Source organism: Streptococcus danieliae, assembly GCF_025447695.1.
GTDB lineage: Bacteria > Bacillota > Bacilli > Lactobacillales > Streptococcaceae > Streptococcus > Streptococcus danieliae.
The window spans coordinates 1-15,141 of sequence record NZ_JAOBSU010000034.1 but is presented as its reverse complement, the minus strand read 5'-3'; the positions used below and the strand labels follow the sequence as shown (position 1 = coordinate 15,141).

Here is a 15,141-nt window from a genome sequence, read left to right as displayed (position 1 = left end):
AAATCGCTACTTTACCGTGGCGATTTTTCTTTTTATACTCTTCTATTCCCTTGGTATACCTCGGATCAGAGACAACGGGAATGATTCTGGACAGATTCAGTACCCAACTAGGGTGCTTCGCCACCTACCAGCCATCTAACAGTCTTCCATCTACAAAAAAACGCCTGCTTACGCCAGGGTTCTTTTCAAGAACCTTTGCGTAAACAAGCGTCAATCATCTTAATGATGAGTGTTAGCACCAGGAAAATCCTGGTGCTAGACCAGAGCTAGACTAAGAGTCAAGCGACTCCATCATCATAACACTCAACAAAATTGATGATTTTAAACGAGTTCGATAATCGCCATTGGGGCTGCATCACCACGACGTGGTTCAGTCTTCAAGATACGAGTGTATCCACCGTTACGATCAGCATAGCGTGGAGCGATGTCTGAGAACAATTTTTGAAGTGCAGTTGTAGTAACGATTTTATCATTTTCTGCATCGTATACTTCACTTGCGATCTCGTTACGTACGAAAGCAGCTGCTTGACGACGTGCGTGCAAATCACCACGTTTACCAAGGGTAATCATTTTTTCAACTGTTTTACGAATTTCTTTTGCACGAGCTTCTGTAGTTACGATTGATTCGTTAATGAGCAAATCAGTTGTAAGGTCACGAAGCATCGCTTTACGTTGTGAACTTGTGCGTCCTAATTTACGGTAAGCCATTATTTCCTCCTCTATTTCTCTTTTAGACCAAGACCTAGATCATGAAGTTTAAATTTAACTTCTTCAAGACTCTTACGGCCAAGGTTTCTCACTTTCATCATTTCAGCTTCAGTTTTCTCAGTCAAATCATATACTGTATTGATGCCTGCACGTTTCAAACAGTTGTAAGAACGAACAGATAGATCCAATTCTTCAATTGTGCGTTCCAAGACGCGGACATCAGAAGTTGAATCTGCTTCTTTCATCACTTCAGTTGCTTTAGCAACTTCAGTAAGATCAGTAAATAGATTCAAGTGCTCATTTAAAATACGAGCAGACAAACCGAGAGCATCCTCTGGAATAATTGTTCCATTGGTCATGATTTCGAGTGTTAATTTGTCAAAACCATCATTGCTACCTACACGAGCAGGTTCAACTTGGTAATTGACTTTTTTCACTGGTGTGTAGATTGCGTCTACCGCCAATGTACCAACCGGTGCATTATCCATCTTGTTTTCATCAGCAGGAACATATCCACGACCGGTACGAACAGTCATACGAGCCTTGAAACTTGCTCCTTCACCAATGGTAAAGAGGTAATGATCTGGATTGACAATTTCGATATCACTGTCTGTCAAAATGTCACCAGCTGTAATCACAGCAGGACCTTTAACATCCAATTCAATCATCTTTTCGTCTTGAACGAGTGATTTAACAGCAATTCCTTTGACGTTGAGGATAATTTGCATAACATCCTCACGGACACCTGGAACTGTATCAAATTCGTGCAATACACCATCAATATTGATCGATGTTACTGCTGCTCCTGGAAGGGAGGCCAATAAGACACGACGAAGGGAGTTGCCAAGTGTTGTTCCGTAACCACGTTCAAGCGGTTCAACAACAAACATGCCGTAATCACTATTTTCATCAATTTTTGTTATATTTGGTTTTTCAAACTCAATCATGTTATACTCCCTCTTAAAACGAAAAGCTGTGTAAATTTAAAATCAATTATACACGACGACGTTTTGGAGGACGGGCACCATTGTGAGGTACTGGAGTAACGTCACGGATAGCAGTTACCTCAAGACCTGCTGCAGCAAGTGCACGGATAGCAGATTCACGACCTGAACCAGGACCTTTAACTGTAACTTCGACAGATTTAAGACCATGTTCTTGCGCAGATTTAGCAGCTGCTTCTGAAGCCATTTGAGCAGCAAATGGAGTAGATTTACGAGAACCTTTGAAACCAAGTGCACCAGCTGATGACCAAGCAATTGCATTTCCGTGTACATCGGTAATCATAACGATAGTGTTATTGAATGTTGCGTGGATGTGAGCAATACCAGATTCGATATTCTTCTTCGCACGACGTTTACGTGTTGGTTTAGCCAAGACTGTTTACCTCCTATATTATTTTTTCTTACCTGCAATCGCAACAGCTTTACCTTTGCGAGTACGAGCATTGTTTTTAGTGTTTTGTCCACGGACAGGAAGTCCACGACGGTGACGGATACCACGGTAAGAACCGATTTCCATCAAGCGTTTGATGTTCAAGTTTACTTCACGACGAAGGTCACCTTCAACTTTGATTGTATCAACTTCGCGACGGATAGCGTCTTCTTGATCTGGTGTAAGATCTTTAACACGAACGTCTTCAGAAACACCTGCAGCAGCAAGGATTTTCTTAGCAGTTGGAAGTCCGATACCGTAAACATAAGTAAGTGATACAACTACACGTTTATCATTTGGAATGTCAACTCCAGCAATACGAGCCATGTTTTCTCCTTTCTAATAACTGATTATTAACCTTGGCGTTGTTTGTGTTTTGGATTTGCAGGGCAAATAACCATTACACGACCATTACGACGAATAACTTTACAGTATTCGCAAATTGGCTTAACTGATGGTCTTACTTTCATTTCTTAATCCTCCAATTTTTTCCTTTATTTAAAGCGGTAGGTGATCCGTCCACGAGTCAAATCGTATGGGCTCATCTCGACTGTCACACGGTCTCCCGCTAAAATACGAATATAATTTTTACGAATTTTACCAGAAACTGTTGCTAAAATCTGATGGCCATTTTCAAGTTCAACCGTAAACATTGCGTTTGGCATGGTATCGACTACCTTACCTTCAACTTCAATCACATCGTCTTTTGCCACGCAAAAGTACCTCCCTAAATTTCGATTTACGTCCTCTGGGTATAGAGGGACAATTATAAGTCAGAACCTAACTAGTGTACCACTAAGAATGTTTTATTGCAAGATACAAAGTGTAGATTATTTGATTTTTTCTACGGCTGCTTGAATATCTGCAAAAACCTGCTCAATTTCTTGATCTCCTTGGATATCAAAGACCATGTCTTTGGCAGTATAGTGTTCAATAATCGGTTGACCTTGAGCAATATTCACATCCAAACGAGTTTTGATCGCTTCTGGCTTATCATCTTCTCGTTGATAGAAGTCATGTCCACCACAGTTATCGCAAGTCCCCTCAACAGTTGTTGGATTAAACACCTTGTGGTAGGTTGCTCCACAGGTCCGACAAATAAAACGACCACTTAATCGTTCCAAAAGAATGCTTGGATCGACATCAATGTTGATGACACCGTCCAAGGAAATCTGTAACTCCTCGAGCGCTTGATCCAACGCATGAGCTTGTTCGATAGTTCTTGGGTAGCCATCTAGAAGGAAGCCCTTCTCTGCAATATCTGCTTGTTGAAGACGCTCTTTCACAATTCCATTGGTTACTTCATCTGGAACCAATTGGCCTTGATCCATATAGGATTTTGCCAACAAGCCCATTTCCGTTTCATTTGCAATAGCTGCACGGAACATATCACCTGTAGAAATATGAGCAAGGCCAAATTCTTCGACCATTTTAGCTGCTTGAGTCCCTTTTCCGGCACCTGGCAAGCCCATAATCAAAAGATTCATGTCTTTTCTCCTTTTTGTTTTCCACTAAATCTATCAATCGCTTGATAAACTTAGTAAAAAACAAAATAGAGAGGAATCAGCCTCAGCTGATATCCTCTGAATTCTATTCTGTATCTGTATGCATAAAGCCAACATAGCGGCGCTTCAGAAGATACCCTTCCAACTGCTTGATTCCATCAATAGCTGTTGAAATCAAAATCAGCAAACTGGTTCCTCCCAAGGCTACGGCTTCGGCCAAACCGAATACGTTTTGAGCAACGATTGGGATAATAGCAACGAAACTCAAGAAGAGTGAGCCGACAAGCGCTAAGCGACGCAAGAGCTTGGACATATAAACCTCTGTTCCCTTGCCTGGGCGAACTCCTGGAATATAGGCTGAAGACTTCTGCAAGTTTTCAGCAGTTTTTTCAGGGTTAATCTGCACAAAGGTATAAAAGAAGGTAAAGAGGACAATGAGCAATGCATACATGGCGATTCCTGACGGCATATCCGTCGACAGGAGATTTTGGATATTCCTTACCCAGGCTGCATCATTCCCACTTAAAATCATAAATTGGACAATGGCGGCAGGTGCAGCTGTAATCGAACTGGCAAAGATAACCGGGATAACTCCTGCTGGGTTAACCTTCAAGGGAAGGTAAGAACTAGAAGAAGCCCCTTGGGCCAATTTCGTATACTGGATCGGGATTTTATATTCAGCCTGCTGTACAAAGGTTGTAAAATAAATAATCGCCAGAACAGCCAAGGCTACTGAAGCAATGAAAATCGTTGAATTCTGCAAACGATCCGCTGGAACATTGATGAAATAATCTTCATAAAGACCAGAGATTGTTCGTGGAATTGCAGAGATAATCCCGGCAAAGATAATCATGGAAACACCATTTCCATACCCTTTGTCAGAGATTTGCTCTCCCAACCAAACCACAATCATACTTCCTGTTGTCAAAATACACCCAATATAGAGATAGGTTTGCCAGTTCGGTGTTGGTACCAACTGGGCATTGGACAAGGTATTAAAACTTGCTGTAATCGCAATCGATTGTACAAAAGCTAACACCAGGGAAATATAACGCGTAGCCTGATTCAGTTTTCGTCGTCCAACCTCACCTTGTTTTCCCCACTCCACAAACTTTGGAACGATATCCATTTGGAGTAGTTGAACAACGATGGATGAAGTGATATAAGGCGAAACACCCAAGGCAAAAACTGAAAAGTTCTGCATGGCGTTCCCTGATACCAAACTCAACATATTTAAGAAGGACAATTGAGACAAGTCCGCAAGGACCCGGGCATTCACACCTGGAACCGTAATATGGGTTCCAACGCGAAAGACAAGGAGGATAAAAAGAGTCATCCAAATCTTGGTCCGGACCTGCTTAATTTTTAAGGAATCCCTTAAAATTTTAAAGAACATAGAGTAACCTCTCTATCGTTTCTTAGATAACCTCGATTGATCCACCTTTGGCTGTGATTGCTTCTTCTGCTGATTTAGAGAATTTAGCTGCTTTCACAGACAATTTCTTAGTCAACTCACCGTTACCAAGGATTTTAACACCTGATTTTTCAGCTTTCACAATTCCAGCTTCGATCAAAACAACTGGTGTTACTTCTGCACCGTCTTCAAAGACGTTCAATTGATCAAGGTTGACAATCGCATATTCTTTACGGTTGATATTTGTGAAACCACGTTTTGGCAAACGACGGAACAATGGAGTTTGTCCCCCTTCAAATCCTGGACGTACGCCACCACCACTACGAGCTTTTTGACCTTTTTGTCCACGACCTGAAGTTTTACCGTTACCGGATGAAGTACCACGACCTACACGGTTACGAACTTTACGAGAGCCTTCTGCTGGTTTCAATTCATGAAGTTTCATTCTGTTTTTTCTCCTTTTTTAGTGACCACTGTCACGGGCTAGCGCTTTTGTAAAACGGAAACTTTTACAAAAACTCGCTTGTCTAAATGGCTTGTAAGTCGCAAAGATTCTTCTTTGCGACTTAGCCATGATGTTCTTATTTAACTTCTTCTACAGTTACCAAGTGAGAGATGGTGTTTACCATTCCAAGGATAGCTGGATTATCTTCTTTGATAACAGAAGAGTGCAATTTGCCAAGTCCAAGGGCAACAACCGTTTTACGTTGGTTTGGCTTGCGTCCGATTGGAGACTTAGTCAAAGTAATTTTAATTTGAGCCATTTTATCCCCTTTCTTATGCCAAGTCAGATACTGAGATACCACGTAAAGCAGCAACCTCTTCAGCACGTTTTAATTGTTTCAATCCTTCAACAGTTGCACGAACGATGTTGATTGGAGTGTTTGAACCAAGTGATTTAGATGTAATATCTGCAACACCTGCCAATTCGATGACGGCACGAACAGCACCACCAGCAGCAACTCCAGCCCCTTCGACAGCTGGTTTCAACAATACACGAGCTCCACCAAATTCTGATGTGATTTCGTGAGGAATTGTTGTACCAACCATAGGAACTTCAATCAAGTTCTTCTTAGCATCTTCGATAGCCTTACGGATTGCTTCTGGAACTTCTTGAGCTTTACCAGTACCAAATCCAACACGGCCATTGCGGTCACCAACAACTACAAGAGCTGCGAAACGTAGACGACGTCCACCTTTAACAACTTTTGTAACACGGTTGATGGCAACTACGCGTTCTTCAAGTTCAACTGCATTGTCTTTAAATGCCATTTTCAGTGTCCTCCCTATTAGAATTTCAATCCGTTTTCACGAGCTGCATCAGCCAACGCTTTAACACGTCCGTGATATAGATATCCACCGCGGTCGAACACCACTTCAGAAATACCTTTAGCAACTGCACGTTCAGCAACAAGTTTACCAACAACGGCAGCTTGTTCTGTTTTTGTACCTTTTGAAACGTCTTTGTCAAGAGTTGAAGCGCTTGCGAGCGTTACACCCGCTACGTCATCAATTACTTGAGCGTAGATGCCTGTATTAGAACGGAAAACGTTCAAACGTGGGCGATCAGCAGTTCCAGAGAGTTTTCCGCGAACACGACGATGGCGTTTTTGGCGGAGTTTGTTTTTATCTGGTTTCGAAATCACAATTTTCACCTCTTATTTTTTTGTTTGTGCTAAGCACAGAATCGGTAAATCAGTGGACTTGCAAGCAAGTCCCACTCATTATTTACCTGTTTTACCTTCTTTACGACGTACGAATTCTCCAACGTAACGGATACCTTTACCTTTGTAAGGCTCTGGTGCACGAAGGCTACGGATGTAAGCAGCAGTTTGTCCAACAACCTCTTTTGAGATTCCTGAAACAACGATTGTTGTTGGGTTTGGAAGTTCAAAAGTGATTCCTTCTGGAGCTTCTACTTCATCTGGATGAGATTTACCAACTGCAAGAACCAATTTGCTTCCTTGCAATTGTGCACGATATCCAACCCCGCGCATTTCAAGTTCTTTCTTGAATCCTTCTGATACACCAACAACCATGTTGTTCAAAAGGGCACGAGTTGTACCGTGGATTGTTTTCATTTCTTTAGAGTCGTTTGGACGGTGTAGAGTTACCTCTGTTCCTTCCACACGAATTTCGATATCCTTAGAGAATTCGCGAACCAATTCACCTTTAGGACCTTTGACAGTAACCACGTTGTTTTCTGCAATGTTCAATTCAACACCTGCAGGCAATACGATTACTTTATTACCAATACGTGACATGTTTATCTCCTGTTAAATTATCGAGCCGCAGTGCGACTAGTTTTCACGGGGCCATGGCCAGCAAGCTGGTCATGGGAGTTGGATCATCTCCTAAGAGATTACCATACGTAGGCGATTACCTCACCACCAACATTCTTTTGGCGTGCTTCTTTATCTGTAAGCAAACCTTCAGAAGTTGATACGATTGCAATTCCAAGTCCGTTCAAGACTTTTGGAAGATCTTCGCTCTTCTTGTAAACACGAAGTCCTGGTTTTGAAACACGTTTCAAGTTTGTGATAACTTTTTCACCGTTTGGTCCGTATTTCAAGAATACGCGAACAACACCTTGTTTGTCATCTTCAATCACTTCAACGTTTTTCACGAAACCTTCGCGTTTAAGAATTTCAGCAATCCCTTTTTTGATCTTTGATGCAGGTACTTCAAGAACTTCGTGGTTCGCTTGGTTAGCGTTACGAATACGTGTCAAAAAGTCTGCAATTGGGTCAGTCATAACCATTGTTTGATTTCTCCTCTTACTAGTAGTTTGAGCAAGTCACTTGCTAGTTCATAAACGATACAAATAATCACACAGGCTATTGCCCGTGTTTTAAAAATCCAAGAAACCTGTATCTCATTTCTCGAATCCGCCCTCTGAACCTAGCGAAAAAGACAACTCTCAGTTAATACTTGAATTATCTTTTTTCGCAATGTTCATCATGCTAGAATCTTCTTATTACCAAGAAGCTTTTGTTACGCCTGGAATTTGCCCTTTGTAAGCAAGCTCACGGAAGCAAACACGGCAAAGCTTAAATTTGCGGTAAACTGAGTGTGGACGTCCACAACGTTCGCAACGAGTGTAAGCTTGTGTAGAGAACTTTGCAGGACGCTTATTTTTAGCGATCATTGATTTTTTAGCCAATTTAAGTTCCTCCTGAATTATTTAGCGAAAGGCATTCCAAGTCCAGCAAGCAATTCGCGAGACTCTTCATCTGTATTCGCTGTCGTTACGATAACGATATCCATACCGCGTGTTTTGTCAACGTCGTCAAAGCTGATCTCAGGGAAGATCAATTGCTCTTTAACTCCGAGTGTGTAGTTACCACGTCCGTCGAATGATTTAGTTGGAACACCTTGGAAGTCACGTACACGTGGAAGTGATACAGAAACCAATTTGTCCAAGAAATCATACATACGCTCACCACGAAGGGTTACTTTAGCACCGATCGCTACACCTTCACGAAGACGGAAGCCGGCGATAGATTTCTTCGCTTTAGTGATCAATGGTTTTTGACCAGAGATAAGTGCAAGTTCTTCTGCAGCTTTTTCAAGGTTTTTAGCGTTTGAAACTGCATCACCAACACCCATGTTCAAAACGATTTTATCTACTTTTGGAACTGCCATTACAGAAGAATAGTTGAACTTCTCAGACAAAGCAGGAACCACTTCATTAAGATATTTTTCTTTTAAACGATTAGCCATGTTACTTCTCCTTTCCTTCGTGATTAATCAAGCACTTCGCCTGATTTTTTATTGTAACGAACTTTTTTGCCGTCTACAAATTTGTAGCCAACACGTCCAGCAACACCATTTTTATCCAAAACTTGTACATTTGATACATGGATTGGAGCTTCCATTTCAACGATACCACCTTGAGGAAGTTCGTTATTTGGACGTTGGTGTTTCTTAACCATGTTGACACCTTCAACGATGACTTTGTTAACTTTTGGAAGGGCAGTAAGGACAACAGCTTCTACACCTTTGTCTTTACCTGCGATTACTTTAACTTTATCGCCTTTTTTTACAAACATTCTTTTCTCCTTAAATTCTTACGCCCATAGGGGCACCCTGAAAGAAAACTTCCAGGGGACTATCGTTTGTGTTTCTTACAATACCTCTGGTGCAAGAGAAACGATCTTCATGAAGCCACCTTCACGCAATTCACGTGCAACTGGGCCAAAGATACGTGTTCCACGAGGTGTTTTGTCATCACGGATGATAACAGCAGCATTCTCATCAAATTTGATGTAAGAACCGTCTGCACGACGAGCACCTGTTTTAGTACGAACGATAACGGCTTTCACAACGTCACCTTTTTTAACCGCACCACCAGGAGTCGCTTGTTTTACAGAAGCTACGATAACATCACCGATGTTGGCGAATTTACGTCCTGAACCACCAAGAACCTTGATTGTCAAGATTTCGCGGGCACCTGAGTTATCAGCAACTTTCAAACGAGTTTCTGTTTGAATCATTTACCTTTTCTCCTTTTCGGTTCGATTAGATGATAACCGCTTCTTCAACAACTTCTACAAGACGGAAGCGTTTTGTAGCTGAAAGCGGACGAGTTTCCATGATACGAACGATATCGCCTTCTTTAGCAACGTTGTTCTCATCATGAGCCTTGTACTTTTTAGAGTAGTTAATACGTTTACCATAGACTGGGTGGTTACGTTTAGTTTCAACTACAACTGTGATTGTTTTATCCATCTTGTCAGAAACGACACGTCCAACAAGGGTCTTACGTTGATTACGTTCCATTAGTTAGATTTCTCCTTTCCCAAGTCTATTTAACTTCTGATTGAACTGTTTTGATACGAGCGATTTGCTTTTTCACTTCTTTCAAACGAGCTGTTTGCTCCAATTGACCAGTAGCCGCTTGGAAACGAAGATCAAACAATTCTTTTTTCAATTCGTTTTCACGCTTCGCAAGTTCTTCTGAAGAAAGACCACGAAGTTCTTCAACAAATTTTTTGATTTCTTCAAGTTTCATGCTTTCTCCTTACTTCTCTTCACGTTTAACAAATTTGCATTTTACTGGCAATTTGTGACTAGCAAGACGAAGAGCTTCACGTGCAACTTCTTCAGAAACACCTGCAACTTCAAACATCACCTTACCACGCTTAACTGGTGCAACCCAACCTTCAGGTGCCCCTTTACCAGATCCCATACGAACCCCGATTGCTTTCGCAGTGTAAGATTTGTGAGGGAAAATCTTGATCCAAACTTTACCACCACGTTTCATGTAACGAGTCATAGCGATACGGGCAGCTTCGATTTGGCGGTTAGTGATCCAGTGGCTTGTTGTAGCTTGAAGACCGTATTCTCCGAAGTCTACTTGTTTTCCACCTTTAGCTTCACCGCGCATTTTCCCACGGAACTCACGACGGTGTTTCACACGTTTAGGTACTAACATTGGTTATTTACCTCCCTGAGTGTTTTTACGAGCTGGAAGAACTTCTCCACGGTAGATCCATACTTTAACACCAAGTTTACCGTAAGTTGTATCTGCTTCTTCCCAAGCGTAGTCGATATCTGCACGCAATGTGTGAAGTGGAACAGTTCCTTCAGAGTATCCTTCGCTACGAGCGATATCCGCACCGTTCAAACGTCCAGATACTTGAGTTTTAATTCCTTTAGCTCCAGCACGCATTGCACGTTGGATAGCTTGTTTTTGTGCACGACGGAAAGCAACACGTTGCTCCAATTGACGAGCAATTCCTTCACCAACAAGGTGTGCATCCAAATCAGGTTTTTTGATTTCGATGATGTTGATGTGAACTTGTTTTCCAGTCATTTTGTTCAATTTAGCACGTAGGGCATCAACGTTTGCTCCACCTTTACCGATAACCATACCTGGTTTTGCAGTGTGAAGAGAAACATTAACCTTGTTCACAGCACGTTCGATTTCGATTGTTGAAACAGCTGCGTCTGCTAATTCTTTTTGGATAAATTTGCGGATAGCAAGATCTTCATGAAGGTAATCCGCGTATTCTTTTTCAGCATACCATTTAGCATCCCAGTCACGGATGATACCGACACGCATTCCAATTGGATGTACTTTTTGACCCACGAGTTAACCTCCTTATTGTTCTGCAACTACCACAGTGATGTGGGAAGTGCGTTTGTTGATTGGTGAAGCTGAACCTTTGGCACGTGGACGGAAACGTTTCATTGTTGGTCCTTCGTTTGCGTAAGCTTCACTTACAATAAGGTTAGCTTTGTCCAAACCTAAGTTGTTCTCAGCATTAGCGATTGCAGAGTTCAAAACTTTCTCGATAATACCAGCAGCTTTGTTTGGAGTGAATTTCAAGATTGCGATTGCGTCAGCAACGTTTTTACCACGAATGTTATCAAGCACTAGACGAGATTTACGAGGTGAAACACGCACTGTACGAGCCATTGCTTTAGCTGAAGTCATTTCTGCCATGTCGTTCTCCTCTCTTATCTACGTGTCTTCTTATCGTCAGCAGCGTGACCTTTGTAAGTACGAGTTGGTGCAAATTCACCAAGTTTGTGACCTACCATGTCTTCTTGGATGTAAACTGGTACGTGTTTACGTCCATCATAAACTGCGATTGTGTAACCAATGAAACTTGGGAAAATCGTTGAACGACGTGACCAAGTTTTAATGACTTTTTTCTTTTCATCATTCGCTTGAGCTTCAACTTTTTTCATCAAATGCTCATCGACGAAAGGTCCTTTTTTAAGACTACGTCCCATTTTTATAGTTTCTCCTTTAAAATACTGTACCACAACGGCTTGGGAGCAAGAAAACTCTTGCTGACCCTACCGAGCTGGCGGAATAGTGTTTAATTGTGTTTATACTCTTTGAGTTTGTCTTTTATTACTGTATTAGCTCGTCTTGCCGTAGACAGTACTGTCTACGACTCGCCGCCTTATACTAAAAGACCATATTATTTCTCGTTGCGACGGCGTACGATCAATTTGTTAGAACGAGCCTTCTTATTACGAGTTTTAAGTCCAAGAGCAGGTTTGCCCCATGGAGTTGATGGTGCTTTACGTCCGACTGGTGCTTTACCTTCACCACCCCCGTGTGGGTGATCGTTAGGGTTCATTACAGAACCACGAACAGTTGGGCGAACACCTTTCCAACGGTTACGTCCAGCTTTACCAAGGTTAACCAATCCATGTTGTTCGTTTCCGACAACACCAACAGTTGCACGGCAAGTTGAAAGGATCATACGAACTTCGCCAGATTGAAGACGAACAAGAGTGTATTTACCTTCTTGACCCAATACTTGAGCAGATGCTCCAGCAGCACGGACCAACTCACCACCACGTCCTGGTTTCAACTCAATGTTGTGTACAAGAGTACCGACAGGAATGTTTGCAAGTGGCAAAGCATTTCCGACTTTGATATCGGCATCTGGACCAGAAACAATACGTTGACCTACTTCAAGACCTTTAGGAGCAATGATGTAAGCTTTCACACCGTCTGTGTAGTGTACAAGAGCGATGTTTGCAGAACGGTTTGGATCGTATTCGATTGTTTTAACAACTGCTTCAACCGCATCTTTGTTACGTTTGAAGTCGATCAAACGGTAATGACGTTTGTGTCCACCACCTTGGTGACGAACAGTGATACGACCGTTGTTGTTACGACCAGCTTTGTTTTTCAAAGGAACAAGCAAGGTTTTTTCTGGCTTGTTTGTTGTGATTTCAGCGAAATCCAAAGAGGTCATATTACGGCGACCATTTGTAGTTGGTTTATAAACTCTGATTCCCACGCTATTTCCTCCTTAGATTATTCAGCTTCAGCAGCAAACAACTCGATTGCTTTTGAATCAGCTGTAAGTGTGATGATAGCTTTTTTAGTTTTTGCAGTAAAACCATTGAAACGTCCAACACGTTTTGCTTTAGGTTTCACAGTCACTGTGTTCACGTTTGCAACTTTAACACCTTCAAAAGCAGCTTCAACAGCTTGCTTGATCAAGAGTTTGTGTGCACGTGTATCTACTTCAAATACGTATTTCCCTGCTTCCATTTGAGCCATTGATTTCTCAGTGATGACAGGCTTTTTAATAACGTCATACAAGTTCATTATGCAAGAACCTCCTCGATAGTTGAGATCGCTTCTTTAGTAACAAGAAGTTTGTCGCTATTCACGATATCAAGAACACTTGCAGTTGCTGCAGTCGCAACTTTTACGTTTGGAAGGTTACGAGCTGAAAGTGCAGCAAATTCATTTCCTTCTTCAAGAATCACAAGTACTTTTGAATCAATGTTAAGTGCTTTAAGAACAGCTGCAAATTCTGCAGTTTTTGGCGCTGTGAAGGAAAGACCTTCAACTGCTACAAGCTTGTCTTCAGCAACTTTAGCTGAGTAAACAGACTGAAGAGCCAAACGACGCATTTTGCGTGGAAGTTTGTAGCTGTATGAACGTGGAGTTGGTCCGAAGACAACACCACCACCACGCCATTGTGGAGAGCGGATAGAACCTTGACGAGCACGTCCAGTTCCTTTTTGGCGCCATGGTTTACGGCCACCACCAGATACTGCTGAACGGTTCTTCACTGCGTGAGTTCCTTGACGAAGGCTTGCACGTTGGCTGATAATCACATCAAACACAACTGCTTCATTTGGTTCGATCCCAAATACTGCATCGTTCAAGGCAAGTTCGCCAGCTGCTTTACCTGTTTGGTCGAATAATTTTACATTTGCCATTGTGACTGTTTTCCCCTTTCCTTAATTATTTAGCAGCCTTCACTGCTGATTTGATAGTGATAAGAGATTTCTTAGCACCTGGTACATTACCTTTGATCAAGATAACGTTTTTCTCTGGAACAACTTGAACAATTTCAAGGTTTTGGATTGTTACACGGTCACCCCCCATGCGTCCAGCCAAACGTTTGTTTTTGAAAACACGGTTTGGATCAACTGGTCCCATTGAACCAGGACGACGGTGGTAACGAGAACCGTGAGACATAGGTCCACGTGATTGACCATGGCGTTTGATAACACCTTGGAATCCTTTACCTTTAGAAGTTCCTGTTACATCAACAACATCTCCAGCTTGGAAAGTGTCAACTGAGATTTCATCACCAACTGCCAAGCCTTCAATGTTTTTGAATTCACGAATGAAGCGCTTAGGAGCTGTGTTAGCTTTCGCTACATGGCCTTTGGCAGGTTTGTTGCTCAATACTTCACGTTTGTCGTCAAAACCAACTTGAACAGCGTTGTATCCGTCTGTTTCAACTGTTTTCACTTGAAGAACAACGTTTGGAGCTGCTTCAATAACAGTAACAGGGATAAACTCACCTGATTCAGTGAAGATTTGAGTCATTCCCACTTTTTTCCCTAAGATTCCTTTTGTCATGAGAAAATGTTCCTTTTCTTTCTATTTTTTCAAAAAGTTTTTAACGAGCGTTTTTTATGCTCAAGACAAGATCACGCGATCTCGTTCCTTGATTACAGTTTGATCTCTACGTTCACACCACTTGGAAGGTCGAGTTTCATCAAAGCGTCAACTGTTTTTTGAGTTGGGTTGATGATGTCGATCAAACGTTTGTGAGTCCGCATTTCAAATTGTTCGCGAGAATCTTTGTATTTATGAGTCGCACGAATGATTGTGTAAAGGCTACGTTCTGTTGGTAGAGGGATTGGACCCGCTACTTCAGCACCTGTACGACCAGCAGTTTCTACGATTTTAGCAGCCGCTGTATCAAGTGTACGGTGTTCGTAAGCTTTCAAGCGAATGCGGATTTTTTTGTTTGCCATCTTTTTCTCCTTTTTCGTCTATTTAAGTAATAGGCTAGCTCCTCAAGAAAACCGACCGCCTTGCGTGGCAGTGCAACCGAGCGTGTCGCAACCTCTTGTATCAAAGCTAAGACTGTGTTTTTTACAGCACTTGAATAGTCTACCACACGCGCGGGAGCATTGCAAGGGAAATGCTACGATTTTTTTTAAAAGTTTTTAGACCATCATTTTTTCTAATTATATAGAAGAAAAATAAAAAGAGGGGAGTGGGACAGAACTAATTTTTTTCAAAATTAGTTCGTAGTCCCACCCCCGCAAGGTTGATTAGGTCGGGTTCGG

Annotated in this window: 29 protein-coding genes; all 29 read right to left on the bottom strand. The window is 41.9% G+C overall.

Going from position 1 to position 15,141, the window contains the following annotated elements:
• Window positions 1–321 precede the first annotated feature (321 nt).
• Window positions 322–708 carry a 50S ribosomal protein L17 gene (gene rplQ / locus N4310_RS03700; RefSeq protein WP_160332874.1) on the bottom strand — a complete coding sequence of 129 codons (387 nt, stop codon included), beginning with the start codon at window positions 706–708 and terminating at the stop codon, window positions 322–324.
• 11 nt (window positions 709–719) lie between these two features.
• Complete coding sequence (locus tag N4310_RS03695) at window positions 720–1,655, bottom strand: DNA-directed RNA polymerase subunit alpha (RefSeq protein WP_160332873.1); 936 nt, start codon at window positions 1,653–1,655, stop codon at window positions 720–722.
• Between the two features lie 46 nt (window positions 1,656–1,701).
• The gene (gene rpsK / locus N4310_RS03690) at window positions 1,702–2,085 is read right to left on the bottom strand and encodes a 30S ribosomal protein S11 (protein WP_135036512.1); all 384 of its coding nucleotides are present in this window, start codon (window positions 2,083–2,085) and stop codon (window positions 1,702–1,704) included.
• A gap of 18 nt (window positions 2,086–2,103) precedes the next feature.
• On the bottom strand, window positions 2,104–2,469 hold the full coding sequence (rpsM, locus tag N4310_RS03685; RefSeq protein ID WP_135036515.1) for a 30S ribosomal protein S13: 366 nt from the start codon (window positions 2,467–2,469) through the stop codon (window positions 2,104–2,106).
• A 26-nt stretch (window positions 2,470–2,495) separates the two neighbouring features.
• Window positions 2,496–2,612: a 50S ribosomal protein L36 gene (gene rpmJ / locus N4310_RS03680; RefSeq protein ID WP_001808836.1), complete on the bottom strand. Its 117-nt coding sequence runs from the start codon at window positions 2,610–2,612 to the stop codon at window positions 2,496–2,498.
• Window positions 2,613–2,636: 24 nt separating this feature from the next.
• On the bottom strand, window positions 2,637–2,855 hold the full coding sequence (gene infA / locus N4310_RS03675) for a translation initiation factor IF-1 (protein WP_001029883.1): 219 nt from the start codon (window positions 2,853–2,855) through the stop codon (window positions 2,637–2,639).
• Window positions 2,856–2,972: 117 nt separating this feature from the next.
• Window positions 2,973–3,629, bottom strand: coding sequence for an adenylate kinase (locus N4310_RS03670; RefSeq protein WP_160332872.1), 657 nt, complete (start codon window positions 3,627–3,629; stop codon window positions 2,973–2,975).
• A 103-nt stretch (window positions 3,630–3,732) separates the two neighbouring features.
• A complete protein-coding gene (gene secY / locus N4310_RS03665; protein WP_160332871.1) occupies window positions 3,733–5,043 on the bottom strand; it encodes a preprotein translocase subunit SecY in 1,311 nt (436 codons plus the stop codon).
• Window positions 5,044–5,065: 22 nt separating this feature from the next.
• Complete coding sequence (gene rplO / locus N4310_RS03660; protein WP_262092104.1) at window positions 5,066–5,506, bottom strand: 50S ribosomal protein L15; 441 nt, start codon at window positions 5,504–5,506, stop codon at window positions 5,066–5,068.
• Between the two features lie 136 nt (window positions 5,507–5,642).
• Window positions 5,643–5,825 (bottom strand): 50S ribosomal protein L30, encoded by a 183-nt coding sequence (gene rpmD / locus N4310_RS03655; protein ID WP_202056480.1) that lies wholly within the window; start codon window positions 5,823–5,825, stop codon window positions 5,643–5,645.
• Between the two features lie 13 nt (window positions 5,826–5,838).
• Window positions 5,839–6,333, bottom strand: coding sequence for a 30S ribosomal protein S5 (gene rpsE / locus N4310_RS03650; protein WP_135036530.1), 495 nt, complete (start codon window positions 6,331–6,333; stop codon window positions 5,839–5,841).
• A gap of 17 nt (window positions 6,334–6,350) precedes the next feature.
• Window positions 6,351–6,707: a 50S ribosomal protein L18 gene (gene rplR, locus N4310_RS03645; RefSeq protein WP_135036533.1), complete on the bottom strand. Its 357-nt coding sequence runs from the start codon at window positions 6,705–6,707 to the stop codon at window positions 6,351–6,353.
• Window positions 6,708–6,785: 78 nt separating this feature from the next.
• Window positions 6,786–7,325 (bottom strand): 50S ribosomal protein L6, encoded by a 540-nt coding sequence (gene rplF, locus N4310_RS03640; protein WP_160332868.1) that lies wholly within the window; start codon window positions 7,323–7,325, stop codon window positions 6,786–6,788.
• Between the two features lie 98 nt (window positions 7,326–7,423).
• Window positions 7,424–7,822 carry a 30S ribosomal protein S8 gene (rpsH, locus tag N4310_RS03635; protein WP_160332867.1) on the bottom strand — a complete coding sequence of 133 codons (399 nt, stop codon included), beginning with the start codon at window positions 7,820–7,822 and terminating at the stop codon, window positions 7,424–7,426.
• Between the two features lie 216 nt (window positions 7,823–8,038).
• Window positions 8,039–8,224: a type Z 30S ribosomal protein S14 gene (locus N4310_RS03630; protein ID WP_001085699.1), complete on the bottom strand. Its 186-nt coding sequence runs from the start codon at window positions 8,222–8,224 to the stop codon at window positions 8,039–8,041.
• A 17-nt stretch (window positions 8,225–8,241) separates the two neighbouring features.
• Window positions 8,242–8,784, bottom strand: a complete 543-nt coding sequence (gene rplE, locus N4310_RS03625; RefSeq protein WP_135036539.1) for a 50S ribosomal protein L5 — start codon at window positions 8,782–8,784, stop codon at window positions 8,242–8,244.
• Between the two features lie 23 nt (window positions 8,785–8,807).
• Entirely contained in the window at window positions 8,808–9,113 is a 306-nt protein-coding gene (gene rplX, locus N4310_RS03620) for a 50S ribosomal protein L24 (RefSeq protein WP_160332866.1), read from the bottom strand.
• Window positions 9,114–9,188: 75 nt separating this feature from the next.
• Entirely contained in the window at window positions 9,189–9,557 is a 369-nt protein-coding gene (gene rplN, locus N4310_RS03615; protein ID WP_135036544.1) for a 50S ribosomal protein L14, read from the bottom strand.
• Between the two features lie 25 nt (window positions 9,558–9,582).
• The gene (gene rpsQ / locus N4310_RS03610) at window positions 9,583–9,843 is read right to left on the bottom strand and encodes a 30S ribosomal protein S17 (protein ID WP_002885836.1); all 261 of its coding nucleotides are present in this window, start codon (window positions 9,841–9,843) and stop codon (window positions 9,583–9,585) included.
• 25 nt (window positions 9,844–9,868) lie between these two features.
• The gene (gene rpmC, locus N4310_RS03605) at window positions 9,869–10,075 is read right to left on the bottom strand and encodes a 50S ribosomal protein L29 (RefSeq protein ID WP_160332865.1); all 207 of its coding nucleotides are present in this window, start codon (window positions 10,073–10,075) and stop codon (window positions 9,869–9,871) included.
• 9 nt (window positions 10,076–10,084) lie between these two features.
• Window positions 10,085–10,498 (bottom strand): 50S ribosomal protein L16, encoded by a 414-nt coding sequence (gene rplP / locus N4310_RS03600; RefSeq protein WP_160332864.1) that lies wholly within the window; start codon window positions 10,496–10,498, stop codon window positions 10,085–10,087.
• Window positions 10,499–10,501: 3 nt separating this feature from the next.
• On the bottom strand, window positions 10,502–11,155 hold the full coding sequence (gene rpsC, locus N4310_RS03595) for a 30S ribosomal protein S3 (protein ID WP_135036553.1): 654 nt from the start codon (window positions 11,153–11,155) through the stop codon (window positions 10,502–10,504).
• Between the two features lie 12 nt (window positions 11,156–11,167).
• Window positions 11,168–11,512 (bottom strand): 50S ribosomal protein L22, encoded by a 345-nt coding sequence (gene rplV, locus N4310_RS03590; protein ID WP_135036556.1) that lies wholly within the window; start codon window positions 11,510–11,512, stop codon window positions 11,168–11,170.
• Window positions 11,513–11,526: 14 nt separating this feature from the next.
• Complete coding sequence (gene rpsS / locus N4310_RS03585; protein ID WP_000533765.1) at window positions 11,527–11,805, bottom strand: 30S ribosomal protein S19; 279 nt, start codon at window positions 11,803–11,805, stop codon at window positions 11,527–11,529.
• A 194-nt stretch (window positions 11,806–11,999) separates the two neighbouring features.
• Window positions 12,000–12,833 carry a 50S ribosomal protein L2 gene (gene rplB, locus N4310_RS03580; RefSeq protein ID WP_160332863.1) on the bottom strand — a complete coding sequence of 278 codons (834 nt, stop codon included), beginning with the start codon at window positions 12,831–12,833 and terminating at the stop codon, window positions 12,000–12,002.
• A gap of 17 nt (window positions 12,834–12,850) precedes the next feature.
• The gene (locus tag N4310_RS03575; protein ID WP_160332862.1) at window positions 12,851–13,147 is read right to left on the bottom strand and encodes a 50S ribosomal protein L23; all 297 of its coding nucleotides are present in this window, start codon (window positions 13,145–13,147) and stop codon (window positions 12,851–12,853) included.
• Window positions 13,147–13,770, bottom strand: coding sequence for a 50S ribosomal protein L4 (rplD, locus tag N4310_RS03570; RefSeq protein ID WP_160332861.1), 624 nt, complete (start codon window positions 13,768–13,770; stop codon window positions 13,147–13,149). Before rplD ends, N4310_RS03575 begins: the two co-directional genes overlap by 1 nt.
• 25 nt (window positions 13,771–13,795) lie before the next feature.
• On the bottom strand, window positions 13,796–14,422 hold the full coding sequence (gene rplC, locus N4310_RS03565; protein ID WP_135036568.1) for a 50S ribosomal protein L3: 627 nt from the start codon (window positions 14,420–14,422) through the stop codon (window positions 13,796–13,798).
• 92 nt (window positions 14,423–14,514) lie between these two features.
• Window positions 14,515–14,823, bottom strand: a complete 309-nt coding sequence (gene rpsJ / locus N4310_RS03560) for a 30S ribosomal protein S10 (protein WP_135036571.1) — start codon at window positions 14,821–14,823, stop codon at window positions 14,515–14,517.
• Between the last annotated feature and the right edge of the window lie 318 nt (window positions 14,824–15,141).

Coding starts and splice junctions, on each gene's coding strand:
- rpsQ (WP_002885836.1), bottom strand. CDS start 9,843: ATGGAACGTAATCAACGTAAGACCCTTGTTGGACGTGTCGTTTCTGAC.
- rplP (WP_160332864.1), bottom strand. CDS start 10,498: ATGTTAGTACCTAAACGTGTGAAACACCGTCGTGAGTTCCGTGGGAAA.
- N4310_RS03670 (WP_160332872.1), bottom strand. CDS start 3,629: ATGAATCTTTTGATTATGGGCTTGCCAGGTGCCGGAAAAGGGACTCAA.
- N4310_RS03575 (WP_160332862.1), bottom strand. CDS start 13,147: ATGAACTTGTATGACGTTATTAAAAAGCCTGTCATCACTGAGAAATCA.
- rpsS (WP_000533765.1), bottom strand. CDS start 11,805: ATGGGACGTAGTCTTAAAAAAGGACCTTTCGTCGATGAGCATTTGATG.
- rplE (WP_135036539.1), bottom strand. CDS start 8,784: ATGGCTAATCGTTTAAAAGAAAAATATCTTAATGAAGTGGTTCCTGCT.
- rplQ (WP_160332874.1), bottom strand. CDS start 708: ATGGCTTACCGTAAATTAGGACGCACAAGTTCACAACGTAAAGCGATG.
- secY (WP_160332871.1), bottom strand. CDS start 5,043: ATGTTCTTTAAAATTTTAAGGGATTCCTTAAAAATTAAGCAGGTCCGG.
- rplF (WP_160332868.1), bottom strand. CDS start 7,325: ATGTCACGTATTGGTAATAAAGTAATCGTATTGCCTGCAGGTGTTGAA.
- rplX (WP_160332866.1), bottom strand. CDS start 9,113: ATGTTTGTAAAAAAAGGCGATAAAGTTAAAGTAATCGCAGGTAAAGAC.
- N4310_RS03695 (WP_160332873.1), bottom strand. CDS start 1,655: ATGATTGAGTTTGAAAAACCAAATATAACAAAAATTGATGAAAATAGT.
- rpsM (WP_135036515.1), bottom strand. CDS start 2,469: ATGGCTCGTATTGCTGGAGTTGACATTCCAAATGATAAACGTGTAGTT.
- rpsJ (WP_135036571.1), bottom strand. CDS start 14,823: ATGGCAAACAAAAAAATCCGCATTCGCTTGAAAGCTTACGAACACCGT.
- rpmJ (WP_001808836.1), bottom strand. CDS start 2,612: ATGAAAGTAAGACCATCAGTTAAGCCAATTTGCGAATACTGTAAAGTT.
- rpmD (WP_202056480.1), bottom strand. CDS start 5,825: ATGGCTCAAATTAAAATTACTTTGACTAAGTCTCCAATCGGACGCAAG.
- rplN (WP_135036544.1), bottom strand. CDS start 9,557: ATGATTCAAACAGAAACTCGTTTGAAAGTTGCTGATAACTCAGGTGCC.
- rpmC (WP_160332865.1), bottom strand. CDS start 10,075: ATGAAACTTGAAGAAATCAAAAAATTTGTTGAAGAACTTCGTGGTCTT.
- rplV (WP_135036556.1), bottom strand. CDS start 11,512: ATGGCAGAAATGACTTCAGCTAAAGCAATGGCTCGTACAGTGCGTGTT.
- rplD (WP_160332861.1), bottom strand. CDS start 13,770: ATGGCAAATGTAAAATTATTCGACCAAACAGGTAAAGCAGCTGGCGAA.
- rplC (WP_135036568.1), bottom strand. CDS start 14,422: ATGACAAAAGGAATCTTAGGGAAAAAAGTGGGAATGACTCAAATCTTC.
- rpsE (WP_135036530.1), bottom strand. CDS start 6,333: ATGGCATTTAAAGACAATGCAGTTGAACTTGAAGAACGCGTAGTTGCC.
- rplO (WP_262092104.1), bottom strand. CDS start 5,506: ATGAAACTTCATGAATTGAAACCAGCAGAAGGCTCTCGTAAAGTTCGT.
- rpsH (WP_160332867.1), bottom strand. CDS start 7,822: ATGGTTATGACTGACCCAATTGCAGACTTTTTGACACGTATTCGTAAC.